This window comes from Mesorhizobium erdmanii USDA 3471, assembly GCF_000472705.1.
GTDB classification, from domain to species: Bacteria; Pseudomonadota; Alphaproteobacteria; order Rhizobiales; family Rhizobiaceae; genus Mesorhizobium; species Mesorhizobium erdmanii.
In genome coordinates this window covers 93416-111621 of record NZ_AXAE01000019.1, presented here as the reverse complement: position 1 = coordinate 111621, position 18206 = coordinate 93416, and the positions used below count along the sequence as shown (strand labels likewise).

The window sequence follows — 18206 nt, the reverse complement described above, 5'->3', positions numbered from 1 at the left end:
CATGCGGGTAGCAATCATCGACTACGGTTCGGGCAATCTGCGCTCGGCCACCAAGGCCTTCGAGCGTGCCGCGCGCGAAGCCGGCATAGCGGCTGAGATCGACCTGACGGCCGATGCCGACCGGGTGCGCACCGCCGACCGCATCGTCCTGCCCGGTGTCGGCGCCTATGCCGATTGCGCGGCCGGCTTGCGCGCCGTCGACGGCATGTGGGAGGCGGTCGAGGAGGTCGCCATTGCCAAGGGCCGGCCTTTCCTCGGCATCTGCGTCGGCATGCAACTGATGTCCGAGCGCGGCCTGGAAAAGACCGTCACCAACGGTTTTGGCTGGATAGCGGGCGACGTCAAGGAGATCACGCCCACCGATGCCGCACTGAAAATCCCGCAGATCGGCTGGAATACGATCGAGCTCCGGCGCAAACATCCGCTGTTCGCCGGCATCCCGACCGGACCGGACGGCCTTCACGCCTATTTCGTCCATTCCTACCATCTCGACGCGAGGAAGCCGGACGAGGTTCTGGCCGAAGCCGACTATGGCGGTCCGGTGACGGCGACTGTCGGGCGCGACAATCTCGTCGGCACGCAGTTCCATCCAGAGAAGAGCCAGGCGCTGGGCCTGGCGCTGATCACCAATTTCCTGAAGTGGAGGCCGTGATGAGCAATCCGCGCCGGATGTTGGCGCTGCCCCTCAAGGGGCGGCGCGAGCCTTTGCCAGATGGGATCCATCCACGAGCCAATTCAAGCGCCCAGGCTTTCAAGGAGCGCAGCGCAGCATGATCCTGTTTCCTGCCATCGACCTCAAGGACGGCCAATGTGTGCGCCTGAAGCACGGCGACATGGCGACCGCGACCATCTACAACGATGATCCCGCCGCACAGGCAAAAGCCTTCGAGGATCAGGGCTTCGAATGGCTGCATGTCGTCGACCTCAACGGCGCCTTCAAGGGCCAGAGCGTCAACAGCGCGGCGGTCGGCGCCGTCCTCAAGGCGACGAAGAACCCGGTGCAGCTCGGCGGCGGCATCCGCACGATTGCGCAGATCGAGGACTGGCTCGACCGAGGCCTGGCGCGCGTCATCCTCGGCACGGTGGCGGTGCGCGATCCCGATCTGGTCAGGCAGGCCTGCAAGGCTTTTCCGGGCAAGGTCGCCGTCGGTATCGACGCCAAGGGCGGCAAGGTGGCGGTCGAGGGCTGGGCCGAGGCGTCGAGCCTCGGCGCCATCGAACTGGCCCGGAAATTCGAGGGGGCCGGTGTGGCCGCCATCATCTACACCGACATCGATCGCGACGGCGTGCTGACCGGCATCAACTGGGACGCCACCATCGACCTCGCCGACGCCGTGTCGATCCCGGTCATCGCTTCGGGCGGCCTCGCATCGATCGCCGACATCGTGCGCATGACCATGCCCGACGCGCGAAAGCTCGAAGGCGCCATCTCGGGTCGCGCGCTCTATGACGGCCGCATAGATCCGGCCGAGGCGCTCGCGATCCTGCACGGCCGGCCGGTGGCGGAGGCGAAATCGTGAAAATCACCATTATCCTCGCCTCCTATGACAGCGGCCACTATCACGGCGGCATGGGCCAGGGGCCGGATGCGCTGATATCAGGCGGTCTCGTCGACGCCCTGACCATGGCCGGTCACGATGTCGAGGTCGAGGATATCGGCAGGGTCGGCGACGGTCAGGAGCGGGAGATCGCCACCGGCTTTGCCGTCTGCAACGCCGTCTCGGGCGAGGTCCGCATCGCCATCGACAGGGGGCGGTTCCCCATCGTGCTAGCCGGCAACTGCCTGACATCGGCTGGCGCGGTCGCCGGCGAGGGCGCCGATGCGATCATCTGGGCCGACCAGCATGGCGATCTCAACACGCCCGAGACCTCCATACACGGCTTTCTCGACGGCATGGCGCTGGCGACCGTGCTTGGCCTGTGCTGGCGCCCGATGGCGGCGGCCATTCCCGGTTTCAAGCCGATCGATCCTTCGCGCTGCGTGCTCGTCAACGCCCGCGATCTCGATCCTTCGGAGAAGAAACTTCTCGAGACCTTGCCGGTGATCCGCACCGAATGTCCTGGCGTGGCGCAAGCGACGCAAAAGCTGAAGGCCGCGGGCGCCAAAAGCGTGCACATGCATCTCGATCTCGACGTCCACGATCCCAAGACCTTGCAGGCTAATCGCTATACCACCCCAGGCGGCCCGGATCCGGAACAGTTGCGCGACGCGGCCTGCGCCATGGCGCTTGCCATGCCGGTCGTCGGCATCACGGTTTCCGCTTACGATCCAGCTTTCGACGCTCAGGCCGATGTGCCGCCACTGGTCGGCCGACTGCTCAACGATCTCATTGCCACGATAGAGGGCGCTTGATGCTGAAAGCCCGCGTCATCCCTTGTCTCGACGTCAAGGACGGCCGCGTCGTCAAGGGCGTCAATTTCGTCGATCTCATCGACGCCGGTGATCCGGTCGAGGCGGCCAAGGCCTATGACGCCGCCGGCGCAGACGAGCTCTGCTTTCTCGACATCACGGCTTCATCGGACAACCGCGAAACCATCTTCGATGTCATTGCCCGCACCGCCGAACAATGCTTCATGCCGCTGACCGTCGGCGGCGGCGTGCGCCAGGTCGCCGATATCAGGAAGCTGCTTCTGGCCGGCGCCGACAAGGTGTCGATCAACACCGCGGCGGTGAAGAATCCGGATTTCGTCGCCGAAGCCGCCGACAAGTTCGGCAACCAATGCATCGTCGTCGCCATCGACGCCAAGAAAGTGTCCAGGCCCGGTGAGGCCGATCGCTGGGAGATCTTCACCCATGGCGGGCGCGAGAAGACCGGCATCGACGCGGTCGAATTCGCGCGAAAGATGGTCGATCGCGGCGCCGGCGAGATCCTGCTGACCTCGATGGACCGCGACGGCACCAGGGCGGGCTACGACATCGCGCTGACGCGTGCGATTGCCGATGCGGTGCGCGCGCCGGTCATCGCTTCGGGCGGCGTCGGCACGCTGGATCATCTGGTCGAAGGCATTCGCGACGGCCATGCCGGCGCGGTGCTGGCGGCCTCGATCTTCCATTTCGGCACCTACACGATAGCGCAAGCCAAGGCGCACATGGCTGCGGCAGGCCTGCCCATGCGGCTGGACTCCTCGGCCGATCGGTCCTAGAGGCTTCCGGCTAGAAAAGGACCCAGGCGCCATGACCGAGTTTTCGCTGTCCGATCTGGAAAAAATCGTCGGGGAACGCGCCCGTTCCGGCGATCCCGACTCGTGGACGGCCAAGCTGTTCGCACGCGGCATCGACAAGGCGGCGCAGAAGCTTGGCGAGGAGGCGGTCGAGACCGTGATTGCCGCCGTCAAGGGCGACAGAGAGCACCTCGTTTCCGAAAGTGCCGATCTTATATATCATTGGCTCGTCGTTCTCGGCCTCTCGGGCGTGCCGTTGAGCGACGTGCTCAAGGAGCTCGAAAGCCGCACCGGGCGTTCGGGCATCGCCGAGAAGGCGTCACGGCCCAAGGGCTGAGCGCTAGGGAGGGCAGGTATCTCGATGGATCAGCTCGCGCCGGCCGAGAAATATTCCCCCTTTCGTTTCTTCTCAGCCGAGCAATGGTCGCAATTCCGCGCCGACACGCCGCTGACGCTGAGCGACGACGAATTCCGCCGTCTGCGCTCGCTCAACGATCCGGTCGATCTTGCCGAAGTCGAGCGGATCTATCTGTCGCTGTCGCGACTTCTGTCCGCCCATGTCGAAGCCAGCCAGCTGCTGTTCCGGCAGCGCCAGGCCTTCTTCAATGCCGTCGACATCGTCAAGACGCCGTTCATCATCGGCATTGCCGGTTCCGTCGCGGTCGGCAAGTCGACCACGGCGCGCGTGCTGAAGGAGCTTCTGGCGCGCTGGCCGTCGAGCCCCAAAGTCGATCTCATCACCACCGATGGCTTCCTGCTGCCCAACGAGGTGTTGCGCCGCGAAAACCTGATGGAACGCAAGGGCTTTCCCGACAGCTACGATGTCGGCGCGCTGCTGCGCTTCCTGTCAGGCATCAAGTCGGCGCAGCGCGATGTCCGGGCCCCGGTCTATTCGCACCTCACCTATGACGTCATTCCGGGTGAATTCGTCACCATCGACCGGCCCGATATCCTTATCTTCGAAGGCATCAATGTGCTGCAGCCGGGAAAACTGCCGCAAGACGGCAAGATCGTGCCCTTCCTGTCCGACTTTTTCGATTTCGCCATCTATATCGATGCCGACGAGAAACTGATCCACCAGTGGTACATTTCCCGTTTCATGCGTCTGCGCGAGACCGCATTTCGCAATCCGGATTCCTTCTTCCACCGCTATTCGCAGCTCTCGGAGGAATCGGCGCGCGCCATCGCCGAAGGCTTGTGGACCAACATCAATCTGAAGAACCTGCGCGAAAACATCCTGCCGACGCGCGCCCGTGCCGACCTCATCTTGCGCAAGGGCGCCGATCATCTGATCGAGGAAGTGGCGCTGCGCAAGCTATAGCTGTTTGTTGGTGCGCCAGGGCAGTTCACCGTTTCATGGACGGCGCGGCGGGCTCGTCGTCGACAGGCCCGCCACGCCGGTATTCAAGTCAGCGTCGCGGCTCAGCCATTGGCGAACGGCACGGCGACATAGATCTGGCCGCCGTCGCGTTCCACCAGCAGCAGCACCGACTTGCGGCCCGACTTGCTGGCCTGCGCGATCGCCTGCGTGACCTGCTTGGCGCTCTTCACGGGGGCCTGGTTGACGGCGACGATGATATCGCCCGGCTGGATGCCGGCGGCGGCCGCCGCCTTGTCGGGACTGACGCGCGCGACCACCGCGCCATGCTCGTTGTCGGCGAGGTTCATCTGCTGGCGAATGTCGGGCGTGATGTCCATCAGGCCGAGGCCGATCGCGGGTGCCCGCGAGCCTTGTTCGGCGCCAGGCAGGCCGGAATTGTCGGTCGATGCGGTTTTCACATCGTCGCTGTTTTGCCCGACATCGACGGAAATCTGCATGGCCTTGCCCTTGCGCCAGACATCCAGCCGCTCCTTGGCGCCCGGCGCGACATCGGCAACCGCGCGCGACAGATCCTTGGGGTCTTTCACGTCCTGTCCGGCGAAGCCGGTGATGACATCGCCTGCCTCGATGCCGGCACTGGCGGCGGGCGAACTGTCATTGACCTTCGAAACCAGCGCGCCGCCGGGATGATCGAGCCCGATGGCGCTGGCCACGTCGGGCGTCACCGGTTGGATCTCGACACCGAGGTAGCCGTACTGGATCGAGCCGTCCTTCATCAGCTTGGCCACGACCTTCTGTGCTTGATCGGACGGGATGGCGAAGCCGACACCGACACTGCCGCCATTGGGTGAATAGATTGCCGTGTTGATGCCGACGACATTGCCGTTCACATCTACCAGCGGGCCGCCGGAATTGCCGTGGTTGATCGGCGCGTCGATCTGGATGAAGTCGTCGAACGGCCCGCTATGCAAGTCGCGGCCGCGTGCGGAGACGATGCCGGCTGTGACTGTTGTACCGATGCCGAACGGATTGCCGATCGCCAGCACCTGATCGCCGGTCATCAGCCTGTCGGAATCGCCCCACTTGACCGTCGGCAAGGGCTTGTCGGCTTTGATCTTGAGCACGGCAAGATCGTTCTTGGCGTCACGGCCGACAAGCTTTGCCGGAAGTTCGGTGCCGTCATCGAGCGTCACTTTGATCGAGGAAGCGCCGTCGACGACGTGATTGTTGGTGACGATGGTGCCGTCGGCATTGACGATGAAGCCGGAACCAAGCGCTTCGGCCCGCTGCGTCTGTTGCGGCGGCGTCTGCGGGGCGGGCATGCCCTGGTCGCCGAAGAACGGGCGGAAATACTGGTCGAATGGCGAGTTGCCGAGCGGCATGCCATCCTCGGCGTTGGCCGGCTGCGCTTTCATGATCGTGGTGACGGTGACCACGGCCGGCTTGTCCGCCGCCACGATCGGCGCGAACGACCCTTTGGGGGCGGTGATGCCGGCGACTGGGGTCTGGGTCGTCGCCACGACGTTGCTCACGCCTGCACTGCTGGCGCTTTGAGCGTATGGGACGACGAAGGGGGAGACGATGAGGGCGGCGCCCAGCAATGCGGCGACGCGATGTCTGCGAAGAATGTTGAGAGATGACATGGTCGTTGTCCGTGCGAGACATTGGGTTCGGCGCCGTGGCCTCGGGGGGAGCGGCCCATTCGGCGTATCGGCCGTCGCGGCTGCCTGTCTCGCTTCATGCGGCGGCCGTCCCGGTCGATGAAACCGGAATCTAGGGCGCGGATGCGGGCGAATTAGGTTTTTTCGGTTATATTACAAAGATTTAATTCTTTGCGCAGGATTGGTAATGCAGCTGGCCGCCAGCTTCTCCCGCCAGCTGGCAGTACCGGTGGAGCTCAGCTGTCGCCGGCTTGCCTGATGTAAGCCGTTGCAATCTCACGCATACGCTTGCCGTCGAAGCTTGGTCCGTGCCCGCCATGGCCGATGCGGATCGGCAGGTCGAGCAGGCGCCGCATGGTGCTGACATAGGCGGCGCGGTCGGAATCCGGCAGGCTGTCGATCAGCGTGTCGTCGTAGATGGCGTCGCCGCTGAAGAACAGGCCATCGGCCTCGTCGAACAGCGCGATCGAATCCGGCGAATGCCCGGGCAAGTGCAGGACACGGAATTGCCGGTCGCCGAGATCGATCACATCGCCCTCGTCGAGGGTCCGAGTCAACGGCGCCGGGGGAATCTTGTATTCCGCCGACTTCCAGCCCGGTGCCGGCAGTTTCGACACGGCGCCTTCGAGATCATGGAACATGTAGGCGTAGGTCGCCGCCTCATCCATGCTCTCGAATTGCGCCGCACTCATCCTCGGCCCAGCCCGCCACGCAAATTCATGCAGCGAGCCGACATGGTCGAGATGGATGTGCGTGGCGACGACCAGCAGCGGCTTACCCCGCGGCGTCTCGATCTCCGGCGCCAGCGGACAGATGCCCATGCCGGTATCGACCAGAAGGTCGGCATCGCGGCCGGCGAGATGCCAGATGTTGGCGCGCACATAGCCATGCACGAACGGCTCGGTCAGCATCGTCGTCCTGTCGTCGACAATGCTCTTGCTGAACCAAGCCGGTAGCAGGTGTGAGCCCGGCATCAAACGAACGGCTTCCCGACCTTGTACTTTTCGGGCACAAGCCGCTTGAGATAGGCCATGCCGGCATCGGACAGCTGGTTGGCGTCGGGCTTCATGAAATCGTCCGGCATGTGGCGGGTCTTGCCGGCGACGTTCTTCAGCGGCACCTTCTTCAGCACGGTCTTTGAGCCATCATATTGCAGCGCCACCGAGCCGCCGCCCTGTTCGGCGACGGAGACGGCGAAGGCGCCGGCATCGAACGCCTCCTGCGCGTCAACGGCGCTGATGGCCCCGACATAGCCGCGCGGCATGTAGCCGAGCGCATCGACGCGAGCGCGCTTGCCCGGCAGGCCCTCGGCCAGCGCGCGCTCGAGCGCTGCCGGAAGGTCGCTGCCCGACAGTTTCACGTTGCCGTGCGCGTCGCGTTCGAGCTTCTCCGGCGGCACCAGGCTTTCGACCAGCGCCTTGCCGTCGGCGGTGCTCACCCCTTCCGACACGGCGACGATGCAACGCTTGTGGCGGTCGAGCGTGGCGCGCACATCGTCGATGAAGCCTGCGGCCGAGAATGGCCGCTCCGGCACGTAGACCAGATGCGGCCCGCTGTCGGGATCGAGCTGCCAGGCCGCCGCTGCCGCGGTCAGGAAGCCGGCATGCCGGCCCATGACGATGCCGACATAGATGCCGGGCAGTGCACGGAAATCGAGATCGACGGACAGAAAGGCGCCGGCAACGAATTCGGCCGCCGAAATGAAGCCGGGTGTATGGTCGTTCTCCTCCAGGTCATTGTCGATGGTTTTCGGCGCATGGACGAAAGCGATGGAGCCGCCCGCGGCGTCGGTCAGGATCTGCTGCGTGCCCGACGTGTCATTGCCGCCGATATAGATGAAGGCATCGGCGCCGGCTTTTTTCAGCCCATTGAGGATGACATCGCAATAGGCGGCATCCGGCTTGTCGCGCGTCGAGCCGAGTGCTGCACTCGGTGTTCCGGCAATCAGCCGCAGCCGATCTTCGGAGATGGCGGAGAGGTCGACATAATTGCCGTCACGGATACCGCGCACGCCATGGATGGAGCCAAGCACCTTGGCGCCCGGATGCCGCTTGCGGATCTCCAGCGTGGCGCCGACCACCGTCTGGTTGATGACGGCGGTCGGGCCGCCGCCCTGCGCGATAACAAAAGTTCCGGCCATTCCTGACGTCTCCCGAGCGATGATTTCGCAGGCACATTCGCCTGTCTTTCGCTATCGCGCAACGGGGGAGTCGGGCCGACTGGACGATCACATGACGACGACCGGGTTTTTCTTCGAGACGCGGCTGTAGAGGTCGATAATGTCCTGATTGATCAGGCGCACGCAGCCCGACGACATCGCCTGGCCGATGCTCCACCATTCCGGTGAACCGTGGATGCGATAGCCGGTGTCCTTGCCGTCCTGGTAGATGTAGAGAGCGCGCGCTCCGAGCGGATTGGTAAGGCCGCCGGGCTGGCCGCCCTGCCACTTCACCAGTTCGGGCTTGCGCTGGATCATCTCCGGCGGCGGCGTCCAGGTCGGCCATTCCCGTCCGTACTGGATATTGGCGCGTCCGGACCAGCGGAAGCCGTCCTTGCCGATGCCGACGCCGTAGCGGATGGCGTCACCGCCCGGCTGGACCAGATAGAGCATGCGTTCCTTGAGATGGACGACGATGGTGCCGGGCGCCTCTCCGGTGGTGTCGACGACGATCTGGCGGCGGAATTCCGGCTTGACCTTGAGATAGGGCACCTCGGGCACGTTGAACCCGTTGTCCGTCAGCGCGGCATACATAAGGTCGGGGCTGGTGATGTTCTTGTCGACGCTGATCGCCGGCCGCATCGGCGGCACGGAACCGGTAACCGTATTGTCCAGTTGCAGCGCCGGCATGGCGCCGTCACTGGAGGTCGAGCAGCCGGCGATGCCGAGCAGGGCCAAGGCGCCTGCCCCGGATAAGACGGCGCGGCGAGAGAGAAGAAGATCGGTTTCGATTGCGTCGCCGTTCCGTGGCGGCGTCAGACCTTGCGGCAACTCACGCATATACCCAACCCTACGCTATCGGCGGGAAGCACGGTCCGGCCGGATAGCGGGCATTTTCATCATTCATGGTTGATAAAGCGTGAATGCCTTGCACTGCCTGCATTTGCGCGCTGCCTGGCCGCATCGGGCCTCTCGAATGACGGGCCAACCCAGCGCTCCTGCACAAAAAGACCCAGGTCGGGTCATAGTCCCGGCACGGGTCCCTCCTACCCGTCACGCGACCAGCGAGGGGCCTCCATGTGCAAGACGTTAAAGACCGACATCACGCTTTTTGCCGCTGCCATTGTCGCGGCCGCACTGGTTCTCGGTGCCGATGTCAGCCTGGCCGATATCGTGAGCACGCTGGGCGGCGCGAACTGACGCCGGCCTGCCGCTGGCGCAGTTGATGCAATTGCGGAAACGGCGTAGCGGTTTCCCGTCCGTAACTGCAGGAAACAAATTGCTTTACATTCTCCCGGACCCAAGGATTTATCCTCTTCTTTGAGCTCAAGGGAGACGAGCATGTCCTTCGAAAACTGGGCCGCTTTCGCCGCCGCGTCGACCATCCTCCTCGTCATTCCGGGTCCGACCATCCTCTTGGTCGTGTCCTATGCGCTGGGCCAGGGCTGGCGCACCGCGCTGCCGATGGCGGTTGGCGTGGCGCTCGGCGACTTCACCGCCATGACGCTCTCGATGCTGGGCATCGGCGCATTGCTCGCCGCGTCGGCGAGCGTTTTTACGGTCCTGAAGCTGATCGGCGCCGGCTACCTGATCTATCTCGGCGTGAAATTGTTCCGCGCCGGCGGCGCGTTGAAGGCCGAACCGCGCACCGACGCGGTGTCGTCGGCCAAGATGATGGCGCATGCCTGGCTGGTCACCGCGCTCAACCCGAAAAGCATCACCTTCTTCGTCGCCTTCCTGCCGCAGTTCCTCGACCGGCATGCCAATTTCTGGACGCAGATGCTGATCTTCGAGACGACTTTCCTGGCGCTCGCCTTCGCCAATGCCTTCGGCTATGCGCTGATCGCGGCACGCGCCCGAAACGTCGTGCGCAATCCCAAGGCAATCCGCATCTTCAACCGCACCGGCGGCACGCTGCTGGTCGGCGCAGGCATCGCCACCGTTGCCATACGTTCGGGCAATTAGGCAGCCTGCCCTTTATCGGATCATCCGAAACCGGTTCCGGATGGTCTCGTTCACCACTTGACGCTGATGCCCAGATTGCCCTCAAGGATGCGGCGCTTGTCGCCGCCGAGGTTGGTGGTGTAGTCGCCCGTGGCAAAGATGCTGACCTTGTCCGTCACCTTGGCCACCACGCCGCCGCCGAATTCGAACGAGGTCGACCGGCTCTGGGTCGTGATGTCCGTGGTGTCGAAGCTGACAGTGTCGGTGCCGCCGAAATCGTGCCAGATGTTGGCCTTGAGATAGGGCTGCAGCGCCGTGCCGTTGATCGTCGTCTCGCCCTGCAGGCGCGCGCCCAGCCGGCCGGTGACGCCGCTGTCGGTGTCGAAGGAAGCCAACGAGAAGCGGTCATTGGTATCGTCGAGCGACAGATGCTGCCAGACGAGTTGTGCTTGTGGCTCGAGCGTCCAGCTTTGCCCCAGCGCAATGGGATATCCGCCTTCCAGCGATGCGGTGACGCCGGTTCCGCCAACGTCGATGCCGACATCGCGCGACGAGGTCGCATTGCCGCCGAAGAAGGTGGCCATGAGGACGCCGTCGAGATACCAGCCGCCTTGGCCGATCCGGGTCCAGTAGCCGCCGACGTTGGTGCCGTTGACGTCCAGCTTGCCGACGGCCAGATCGTTCTGTCCCAGCGCCTAGCCACGCACATCGCCGTTCACGCTGCCATAGGCGACGAACAGGCCGGCGCGGTCCATGCCGCCTGAGGCCGTATCGCGCCCGAACACGTCGAAGCCTGCCTGAAGGCCGAACAGCGTGCCGTCGAAGGACGGCGACACCGTTCCCGACCAGCCCATCTCGGCGTCCTGGCCGAAAATGCGACCCCAGACCGGTGACAGTTCCGTGTCCGACAGCAGGCTCTGTTCGCCGCGCCGCTCGTGGAAAGTGCCGAGCGTCGTCATCGCCAGATGCTCGGCCACCGGCGGCAATGCGGAATAGACGGGAACCTCGATGCGATAGAGCAGGATCTGCTGACCCGGAGTCGGGGTCGGCAGGTCAGGCACCGCGGTCGGCACCACCGGCGGCGGCGGTGGATCCGCGGGTGGCGCGGGCGGGGGCGGCGGCGGCGGCTCTGGCGCCGGATCGCTGGCCTGCACCGGCGGCGTCGGGTCGACCGGTGGGTTGTTGATATCGCCCTCGGTTGGCACGGCCACCGGCGGCAGTTCGGAGGGCGGTGGTGGCGGCGGCTCGGCCGCCGGCGGCTCGGGCTCCGGCGGCGGTGCGGGCTCCAGCATCGGTGGCGCCGAAGCCGGTGTCGCCGGCGTTGTCAGCGACGAGCGCAGATACCAGTTCTCGTTGCTGCCGGCGCTGACGCCTCCCTTGAACAGGTAGTATTCGAAGGCGCCCGCCGCCACCGGCGCATCAAGGGCAAAGGCGGTCGCGCTGGATGAGGCGCCGTTGATCGCCTGCACGACCATGATGCCGTCGGCGGTGGTCTGCGCGCCGGCTCCGCCGACATTGACCACCGCAATGCCGGTCGAGCCCGAAGCTGTGCCTTCCGACAGGACGAGCCTATCGGAAGCGGAGGTGTCGTCGCCAAGTTCGGTCTGGATGAGTAGCAGGCCGCCGAGGCCGGTATAATTGCCTGATATCGTCAGCCGATCGGTCGCGCCGGTCGTGCCGTTGGTCAGGTCGATGCGTCCGGCATTCATCACGTCTGCCATCTGGCCCGCCGTAAAGGCGCGGATCTCGGCGTTGAAGCCGCCGCCATAGAGCGTGCTCGCGGCGTCGACGCTGAGCGAGCCCTTGCCGGTGCCGCTGTCGCCGAGCACCAGAGTGCCATCCAGCATCAATTGCGTGTCGTTGGTGGCGTCGATGCTCTCCCAGTTCTGGACCCGGGCGATCCCGTCCAGCTTGACATTGTCAAAGGTCAGCGCGTCGGTGCCAAGGCCGCCATTTATGGCGTCCGTGGCGCCGAGATTGGCGTTGGTGAGGTTGCCGAGCTTGGCGGTATCGTTGTCGGCGCCGAGATCGACGGAACCGTAGATGATGCCGCCGCCATTCCAGACGAAATTGTCGGAACCGAAGCTCATCAGCACATCGCCGCCGACCGTGCCGCCTGATATCGTGACGCTATCATTGCCACCGCTGACGCTGATGTTGCCGCCGATCGTGCCACCCGAGAGAATGATGGTGTCCTGGTCGAAGCCGGTAACGAGGTTGCGGTCGATGGTGCCGCCGGACATGTTGAAATAGTTCTTGTCCAGCTTCATGTTGACCCGGCCGATGCGACCGCCGGTCATCACGGCGTTATCGCCATCGTCGAAGAAATCGACGATGCGCCCGCCCGTCATGGTGAACGTGTCCAGCCCGTCGCCCTGGTTGAGCGATCCGATCTGGCCGCCGCTCATGTTGAAGTCGTCGATGCCGGCGCCTTGCTGGACATTGCCGGTGACGGTGCCGCCGCCGATGGAGAAGAAATCCGTGCCATCGCCCTGGTCGACCGCGCCGGTAATAGTGCCGGACTGCATGTTGATGCGGTCCGTACCGGCGCCGAAGGTGACGTTGCCGCTCACCTGCCCGGTGCCGCCGGCGGGGAAGGTCAGCGTGTTGTCGCCACTGGTGTCGGTGAGGCTGCCGCCTGAATCGCCGCTGTCACAGGTGAAGGTGGTATTTCCCGCCGATGGAACCAGCACGCAGGCTGCCAAGGCTGCGGAATCGGGCAGCAACACAAGCGCTGTTGTTGCAAGTAAGCTAATAAACCATGGGCTGATCTGCCGTGGCTTTCGTCGCACCAAAGAAATCGATTCGCCGACGTTTTCCGAACGACCATTCGGGCGCTGTATTTCACACTTCCACATCGCGTCCCCTCTCAGATCGCGATTACAAGCCCTTCGCCGCGCCGCAATGAAGCCACAATTCATTCGCTTTTACAAAGCCTGATCTACATTCCATGGTTGATGAACTGCAAAGGCTACTGAGATAGACCTCTTGCAGCGCGTGATTGGCACGTTGCTGGCCCATGCTTTAAGATCGCTTTGGCCGAAGGGTCTGGGGCCCGGTCCGAGCTCGATCAGAGGACGTTGCATGGGAATCAGGGACTTATTTGGCCTGACATTTTCGGGCGCCACCGAAGCCGGGTTCACGCCTTACAGTCAGGCGGTCCGTGAACTGCTGTGCTTCATCGGCGATCCGGTCGCCTCCGTCGACCGTGCCATCGCGGAAAATCCCGGTTTCGTCATGGCACATGTCTTCAAGGGCTATCTCTTCGGCCTCGCCACCGAGAGCGAAGCGACGATGGTGGCCAGGGCTTGCCATCAGGCAGCCCTGCCGCTCGCCGCCACGACGCGCGAGGAGGGGCATGTCTTGGCCCTCGGCCACCTCGCCAATGGGCGCTGGCATGACGCCGCCAGGACCCTCGAGGATATCGCCATCGAGACCCCGCTCGACGGGCTGGCGCTGCAGGTCGGGCACCAGATCGACTTCTTCACCGGCAACGCCCGCATGTTGCGCGACCGCATCGCCCGCGCCTTGCCGTCCTGGCAAAGCGACATGCCGGGCTACCATGCCGTCCTGGGCATGCAGGCCTTCGGGTTGGAGGAGATGGGCGACTATACCAGGGCCGAAAAGCTTGGCCGCGCGGCGGTGGAGATGGAGGCACGCGACGGCTGGGCGCAGCATGCGGTCGCCCACGTCATGGAAATGCAGAGCCGGCAAAGGGACGGCATCGCCTGGATGCGCGCCAATCCCGAAGCCTGGACAAGGGAGAGCTTCCTGCAGGTGCACAATTGGTGGCATCTGGCGCTGTTTCACTACGATCTCGGCGAAACCAATCAGGTGCTGGCCCTCTATGACGGACCGATCTACGGCACACCCTCGGCGATGGCGCTGAACATGGTCGATGCGTCGGCGCTTCTGTGGCGATTGCATCTCGGCGGCGTCGATGTCGGCGACCGCTGGACAGCGCTCGCCGCCAACTGGCCCAAGGCCGGCGCCGGCGACTACGCCTTCAACGATGCCCACGCGATGATGGCCTTCGTCGGCGCCGGCCTCGACGGACCCGCCCTTGCCTTGCTCGAGGCGCAGCGCGAAGCGATGCATGGCAGCGGCGACAACGCCGCTTTCACGCGGGATGTCGGCCATCCCTTAACGCTGGCGATCAAGGCGTTCGGCGAGGGCAGATACACCGACGTCGTGCAGCTGATCCGGCCGATCCGGGCGATCGCCAACCGCTTCGGCGGCAGCCATGCACAGCGCGATGTCATCGACCTGACGCTGATCGAGGCGGCGTTGCGGGCCGGTGACGGCGCAATGGCAAGAGCGCTCACGGCCGAGCGGTCGATGGCGCGGCCGGACAGTCCGCTGTCGGTGCTGCTTGCGCGACGTGCGGCCGATTTGTCAGAGAATTGACCCGAAGCCGATCTTGCCTTAAAAACTGGCTCGGCCAGATTTTTTCGGGATCCGAAAAAAATAAGGACGTGGGAGGAAAACATGTATCTCGGCCTCGACTTGGGCACGTCGGGCGTCAAGGCGCTGCTGATCGATGCCGGACAGACCGTCGTCGGCTCCGGCCATGGTTCGCTTGACGTTTCGCGGCCGCATCCCGGCTGGTCCGAACAGGACCCGTCCCACTGGATACGGGCCTGCGAAGACGCGATCGCCGAACTGAAGACCTCCCATCCCAGGCAGTTCGCGGCGGTGAAAGGCATCGGCCTGTCTGGCCAGATGCATGGCGCGACCTTGCTCGATGCGGCCGACGAGGTGCTGCGACCCTGCATTCTGTGGAACGACACGCGCAGCCATGTCGAGGCAGCGGCGCTCGACGCCGACCCGCGCTTCCGCGCGCTAACCGGCAACATCGTCTTTCCCGGCTTCACCGCGCCGAAACTCGCCTGGGTGAAGAACAACGAGCCCGCCATCTTCGCGAAAGTGGCAAAGGTGCTGCTGCCGAAGGATTTTCTGCGGCTTTGGCTGACCGGCGAGCACATTTCGGAAATGTCCGACTCGGCCGGCACGTCCTGGCTCGACGTCGGCCAGCGCCGCTGGTCGGCGGACCTGCTCGCGGCCACCTTCCTTGACGAGAAGCAGATGCCGTCGCTGGTCGAGGGCACGCACAAGGCCGGCGGTCTGCGCGCCGAATTGGCATCGAAATGGGGTATTGGGGCTGGCATCCCGATCGCCGGCGGCGCTGGCGACAACGCGGCTTCGGCCTGCGGCATGGGCACGGTCAGTGCCGGCCATGCCTTTGTCTCGCTCGGCACGTCGGGCGTATTGTTTGCCGCCAATGCATCCTACCTGCCCAATCCGGCAAGTGCTGTGCACACATTCTGCCATGCGCTGCCCGACACCTGGCACCAGATGGGCGTCATCCTGTCGGCGACCGATTCGCTCAACTGGCTGTCGGAGATCACCGGAAAAGGCGCTGGCGAGCTGACATCCGAACTCGGCGACGCGCTCAAGGCGCCGAGCGGCGTGTCCTTCCTGCCCTATCTTTCGGGCGAACGCACACCGCACAATGATTCGGCCATTCGCGGTTCCTTCACCGGGCTGGCGCATGAATCGAGCCGTGCCGTGCTGACGCAGGCTGTGCTCGAAGGCGTCGCCTTCGCCTTCCGCGACAGCCTCGAAGCCTTGAAGACGGCCGGCACCACATTGACGCGGGTGACGGCGATCGGCGGCGGCTCGCGGTCGCGCTACTGGCTGAAGGCGATCGCCACCGCGCTGCAGATGCCGGTGGACATTCCCGCCGACGGCGATTTCGGCGCTGCCTTCGGTGCGGCAAGGCTCGGCCTGATCGCGGCGACGGGGGCGGATCCGCTGACCGTGTGCTCCGCGCCAAGGACGGATGGCACGATCGAGCCGGATGCGGCGCTCGGCGGCGCTTACGCTGACGCCTATCACCGCTACCGGGCACTCTACCCGGCAATTCGAGCTGTAACCGCATGAGTAGGCGCGAGGCGCCCCCCTCTGCCCTGCCGGGCATCTCCCCCTCAAGGGGGGAGATCGGCAGCTTCGACGCAGGCGCTGCTCTCCCAATGTCGGCAATTGGCGAAGGTCAGGATAACAGCCAATCTCGCCCCTTGAGGGGGAGATGGCCGGCAGGCCAGAGGGGGGCGCCTCGCACCTCCCTTACCCCGTTGGCCTCACTGCGCCGGCATCTTGTCGAGGAAGCCGGTGACGCTTTTCAAGCGACCGTTCTCGATGATGCCGACGTCGGTGCCTTCGATCACCGACGGGACGCCTTCAGGCCCGAGATTCCAGGAAAAGCGGATCTTGTCGGCAAACCCGTCCGGCGCGCCCTTCAGCGAGAACCGGAAGCCGGCAAAGCGCTGTTGCACGCCAGCGATCAGCGCCGCGATGCCTTCATGGCCGTCGCCCTGCATGAGCGGATCACGGTAGCTGACATCTTCGGTGAAGGTGGCCTTGAGCAATTCGGCGCGGCGGCTGGCGTCGCTTTCGTTCCAGGCGGTGATGTAGCCCTCGGCGATCTTGTTGAGGTCGGTCATGGTCTGTCTCCTTTGTTTGATGGCTTTGACATCGGCCTTTTCAACCAGCGCGGAACCGAAACCAATTACGCCTGAGGTAATCAGGGCGAACTATTCGAGAGAGGAAAGAGATCATGAGCAGCGGATTTTTCGGCGACATCCAGAAGATCAAATATGAGGGGCCGGATTCGACAAATCCGCTGGCCTACCGGTTCTACAATCCTGATGAGTTGGTTGCGGGCAAGCGGCTGGAAGATCATCTGCGCTTCGCCGTTGCCTACTGGCATTCCTTCGCCTGGCCCGGCGGCGACCCGTTCGGCGGCCAGACCTTCGACCGACCCTGGTTCCCCAAGGCCGGCGGCATCGACACGATGGAACTGGCGAAGCTCAAGGCCGATGTCGCCTTCGAGATGTTCTCGCTGCTCGGCGCGCCCTATTTCTGCTTCCACGACGCCGATGTGCGGCCGGAGGGCAAGGATTTCTCCGAAAGTGCCGCCCGTCTCGACGAGATCGCGGACTATTTCGCTGGCAAGATGAAACAGACCGGCGTCAAGCTGCTCTGGGGCACCGCGAACCTGTTCTCCAACCGCCGCTTCATGTCGGGCGCCGCCACCAACCCCGATCCGGACGTGTTTGCGTATGCGGCGGCGACGGTGAAGAGCTGCATCGACGTCACCAAGCGCCTGAAGGGCGAGAATTACGTGCTGTGGGGCGGCCGCGAGGGCTATGAGACGCTGCTCAACACCGATCTTGCCCGCGAGCAGGAACAGGCCGGCCGCTTCCTCAACCTCGTCGTCGACTACAAGCACAAGATCGGTTTCAAGGGCACCATCCTGATCGAGCCGAAGCCGCAGGAGCCGACCAAGCACCAGTATGACTATGATGTCGCCACCGTTTACGGCTTCCTGAAGCGCTTCGGGCTGGAGAAGGAGGTCAAACTCAACATCGAGCAAGGCCACGCGATCCTCGCCGGCCATTCCTTCGAGCACGAGCTGGCGCTGGCCAACGCGCTCGGCGTCTTCGGTTCGATCGACATGAACCGCAACGACTACCAGTCGGGCTGGGACACCGACCAGTTCCCCAACAACGTGCCGGAAATGGCGCTGGCCTACTACCAGGTCCTGCAGGCCGGCGGCTTCAAGACCGGCGGCACCAATTTCGACGCCAAGCTGCGCCGCCAGTCGCTCGATCCGCAGGACCTGCTGATCGGCCATATCGGTGGCATGGATTCCTGCGCGCGCGGCCTCAAGGCAGCGGCTCGCATGGTCGAGGACAAGGCGTTGTCGGGTCCGCTGGCCGAGCGCTACGCCGGCTGGAACAGCGCCGAGGCCAAGGCGATGCTATCGGGCAAGCGCACGCTGGAAGACATCGCCGAGCGCGTGGTGAAGAAGAAGATCGAGCCGCAGCCGCGCTCCGGCCGCCAGGAACTGCTGGAGAATATCGTCAATCGTTACGTCTGACGCCCGACGTCTGGACCG

16 protein-coding genes and 1 pseudogene are annotated in these 18206 nt (G+C 64.4%); 11 read left to right on the top strand and 6 right to left on the bottom strand.

Going from position 1 to position 18206, the window contains the following annotated elements:
- Position 1 precedes the first annotated feature (1 nt).
- The 6 genes from hisH to coaA all read left to right on the top strand — a co-directional run bounded on the left by hisH (position 2) and on the right by coaA (position 4483).
- On the top strand, positions 2-652 hold the full coding sequence (gene hisH / locus A3AU_RS0116375) for an imidazole glycerol phosphate synthase subunit HisH (RefSeq protein ID WP_027053811.1): 651 nt from the start codon (positions 2-4) through the stop codon (positions 650-652).
- Between the two features lie 118 nt (positions 653-770).
- Positions 771-1520: a 1-(5-phosphoribosyl)-5-[(5-phosphoribosylamino)methylideneamino]imidazole-4-carboxamide isomerase gene (gene hisA, locus A3AU_RS0116370; RefSeq protein WP_027053810.1), complete on the top strand. Its 750-nt coding sequence runs from the start codon at positions 771-773 to the stop codon at positions 1518-1520.
- Complete coding sequence (locus A3AU_RS0116365) at positions 1517-2353, top strand: arginase family protein (protein WP_027053809.1); 837 nt, start codon at positions 1517-1519, stop codon at positions 2351-2353. The genes hisA and A3AU_RS0116365 overlap by 4 nt, the downstream gene beginning before the upstream one ends.
- Complete coding sequence (gene hisF, locus A3AU_RS0116360) at positions 2350-3144, top strand: imidazole glycerol phosphate synthase subunit HisF (RefSeq protein WP_027053808.1); 795 nt, start codon at positions 2350-2352, stop codon at positions 3142-3144. The genes A3AU_RS0116365 and hisF overlap by 4 nt, the downstream gene beginning before the upstream one ends.
- 31 nt (positions 3145-3175) lie before the next feature.
- Entirely contained in the window at positions 3176-3499 is a 324-nt protein-coding gene (locus tag A3AU_RS0116355; RefSeq protein ID WP_027053807.1) for a phosphoribosyl-ATP diphosphatase, read from the top strand.
- Between the two features lie 24 nt (positions 3500-3523).
- Positions 3524-4483: a type I pantothenate kinase gene (coaA, locus tag A3AU_RS0116350; protein ID WP_027053806.1), complete on the top strand. Its 960-nt coding sequence runs from the start codon at positions 3524-3526 to the stop codon at positions 4481-4483.
- Between the two features lie 101 nt (positions 4484-4584).
- Here the strand turns inward: coaA and A3AU_RS0116345 are convergent, their stop codons facing one another.
- From A3AU_RS0116345 to A3AU_RS0116330, 4 genes are all read right to left on the bottom strand, one after another.
- Positions 4585-6126, bottom strand: coding sequence for a DegQ family serine endoprotease (locus tag A3AU_RS0116345; protein WP_027053805.1), 1542 nt, complete (start codon positions 6124-6126; stop codon positions 4585-4587).
- 254 nt (positions 6127-6380) lie between these two features.
- The gene (locus tag A3AU_RS0116340) at positions 6381-7118 is read right to left on the bottom strand and encodes an MBL fold metallo-hydrolase (protein ID WP_027053804.1); all 738 of its coding nucleotides are present in this window, start codon (positions 7116-7118) and stop codon (positions 6381-6383) included.
- The gene (locus tag A3AU_RS0116335; protein WP_027053803.1) at positions 7118-8284 is read right to left on the bottom strand and encodes a diphosphate--fructose-6-phosphate 1-phosphotransferase; all 1167 of its coding nucleotides are present in this window, start codon (positions 8282-8284) and stop codon (positions 7118-7120) included. Before A3AU_RS0116335 ends, A3AU_RS0116340 begins: the two co-directional genes overlap by 1 nt.
- 87 nt (positions 8285-8371) lie before the next feature.
- Positions 8372-9142 carry a L,D-transpeptidase gene (locus tag A3AU_RS0116330; RefSeq protein ID WP_032917511.1) on the bottom strand — a complete coding sequence of 257 codons (771 nt, stop codon included), beginning with the start codon at positions 9140-9142 and terminating at the stop codon, positions 8372-8374.
- A 237-nt stretch (positions 9143-9379) separates the two neighbouring features.
- Between A3AU_RS0116330 and A3AU_RS1000000140760 the strand changes: the two genes are divergently transcribed.
- The gene (locus A3AU_RS1000000140760; protein WP_080511902.1) at positions 9380-9502 is read left to right on the top strand and encodes a hypothetical protein; all 123 of its coding nucleotides are present in this window, start codon (positions 9380-9382) and stop codon (positions 9500-9502) included.
- 141 nt (positions 9503-9643) lie between these two features.
- Positions 9644-10267, top strand: a complete 624-nt coding sequence (locus A3AU_RS0116320) for a LysE family translocator (protein ID WP_027053801.1) — start codon at positions 9644-9646, stop codon at positions 10265-10267.
- Between the two features lie 50 nt (positions 10268-10317).
- On the opposite strand, the pseudogene A3AU_RS1000000136895 reads toward A3AU_RS0116320, so the two are convergent.
- Positions 10318-13104 (bottom strand): annotated as a pseudogene (locus A3AU_RS1000000136895) (autotransporter family protein).
- Between the two features lie 226 nt (positions 13105-13330).
- Between A3AU_RS1000000136895 and A3AU_RS0116310 the strand changes: the two are divergent.
- Both A3AU_RS0116310 and xylB read left to right on the top strand, forming a co-directional pair.
- Positions 13331-14653, top strand: coding sequence for a tetratricopeptide repeat protein (locus tag A3AU_RS0116310; protein ID WP_027053800.1), 1323 nt, complete (start codon positions 13331-13333; stop codon positions 14651-14653).
- 81 nt (positions 14654-14734) lie between these two features.
- On the top strand, positions 14735-16189 hold the full coding sequence (gene xylB / locus A3AU_RS0116305) for a xylulokinase (protein WP_027053799.1): 1455 nt from the start codon (positions 14735-14737) through the stop codon (positions 16187-16189).
- Between the two features lie 197 nt (positions 16190-16386).
- On the opposite strand, the gene A3AU_RS0116300 is transcribed toward xylB, so the two are convergent.
- Entirely contained in the window at positions 16387-16749 is a 363-nt protein-coding gene (locus A3AU_RS0116300) for a nuclear transport factor 2 family protein (protein ID WP_027053798.1), read from the bottom strand.
- 113 nt (positions 16750-16862) lie between these two features.
- Between A3AU_RS0116300 and xylA the strand changes: the two genes are divergently transcribed.
- Positions 16863-18188, top strand: coding sequence for a xylose isomerase (gene xylA, locus A3AU_RS0116295; protein WP_027053797.1), 1326 nt, complete (start codon positions 16863-16865; stop codon positions 18186-18188).
- The last annotated feature ends 18 nt before the right edge of the window (positions 18189-18206 follow it).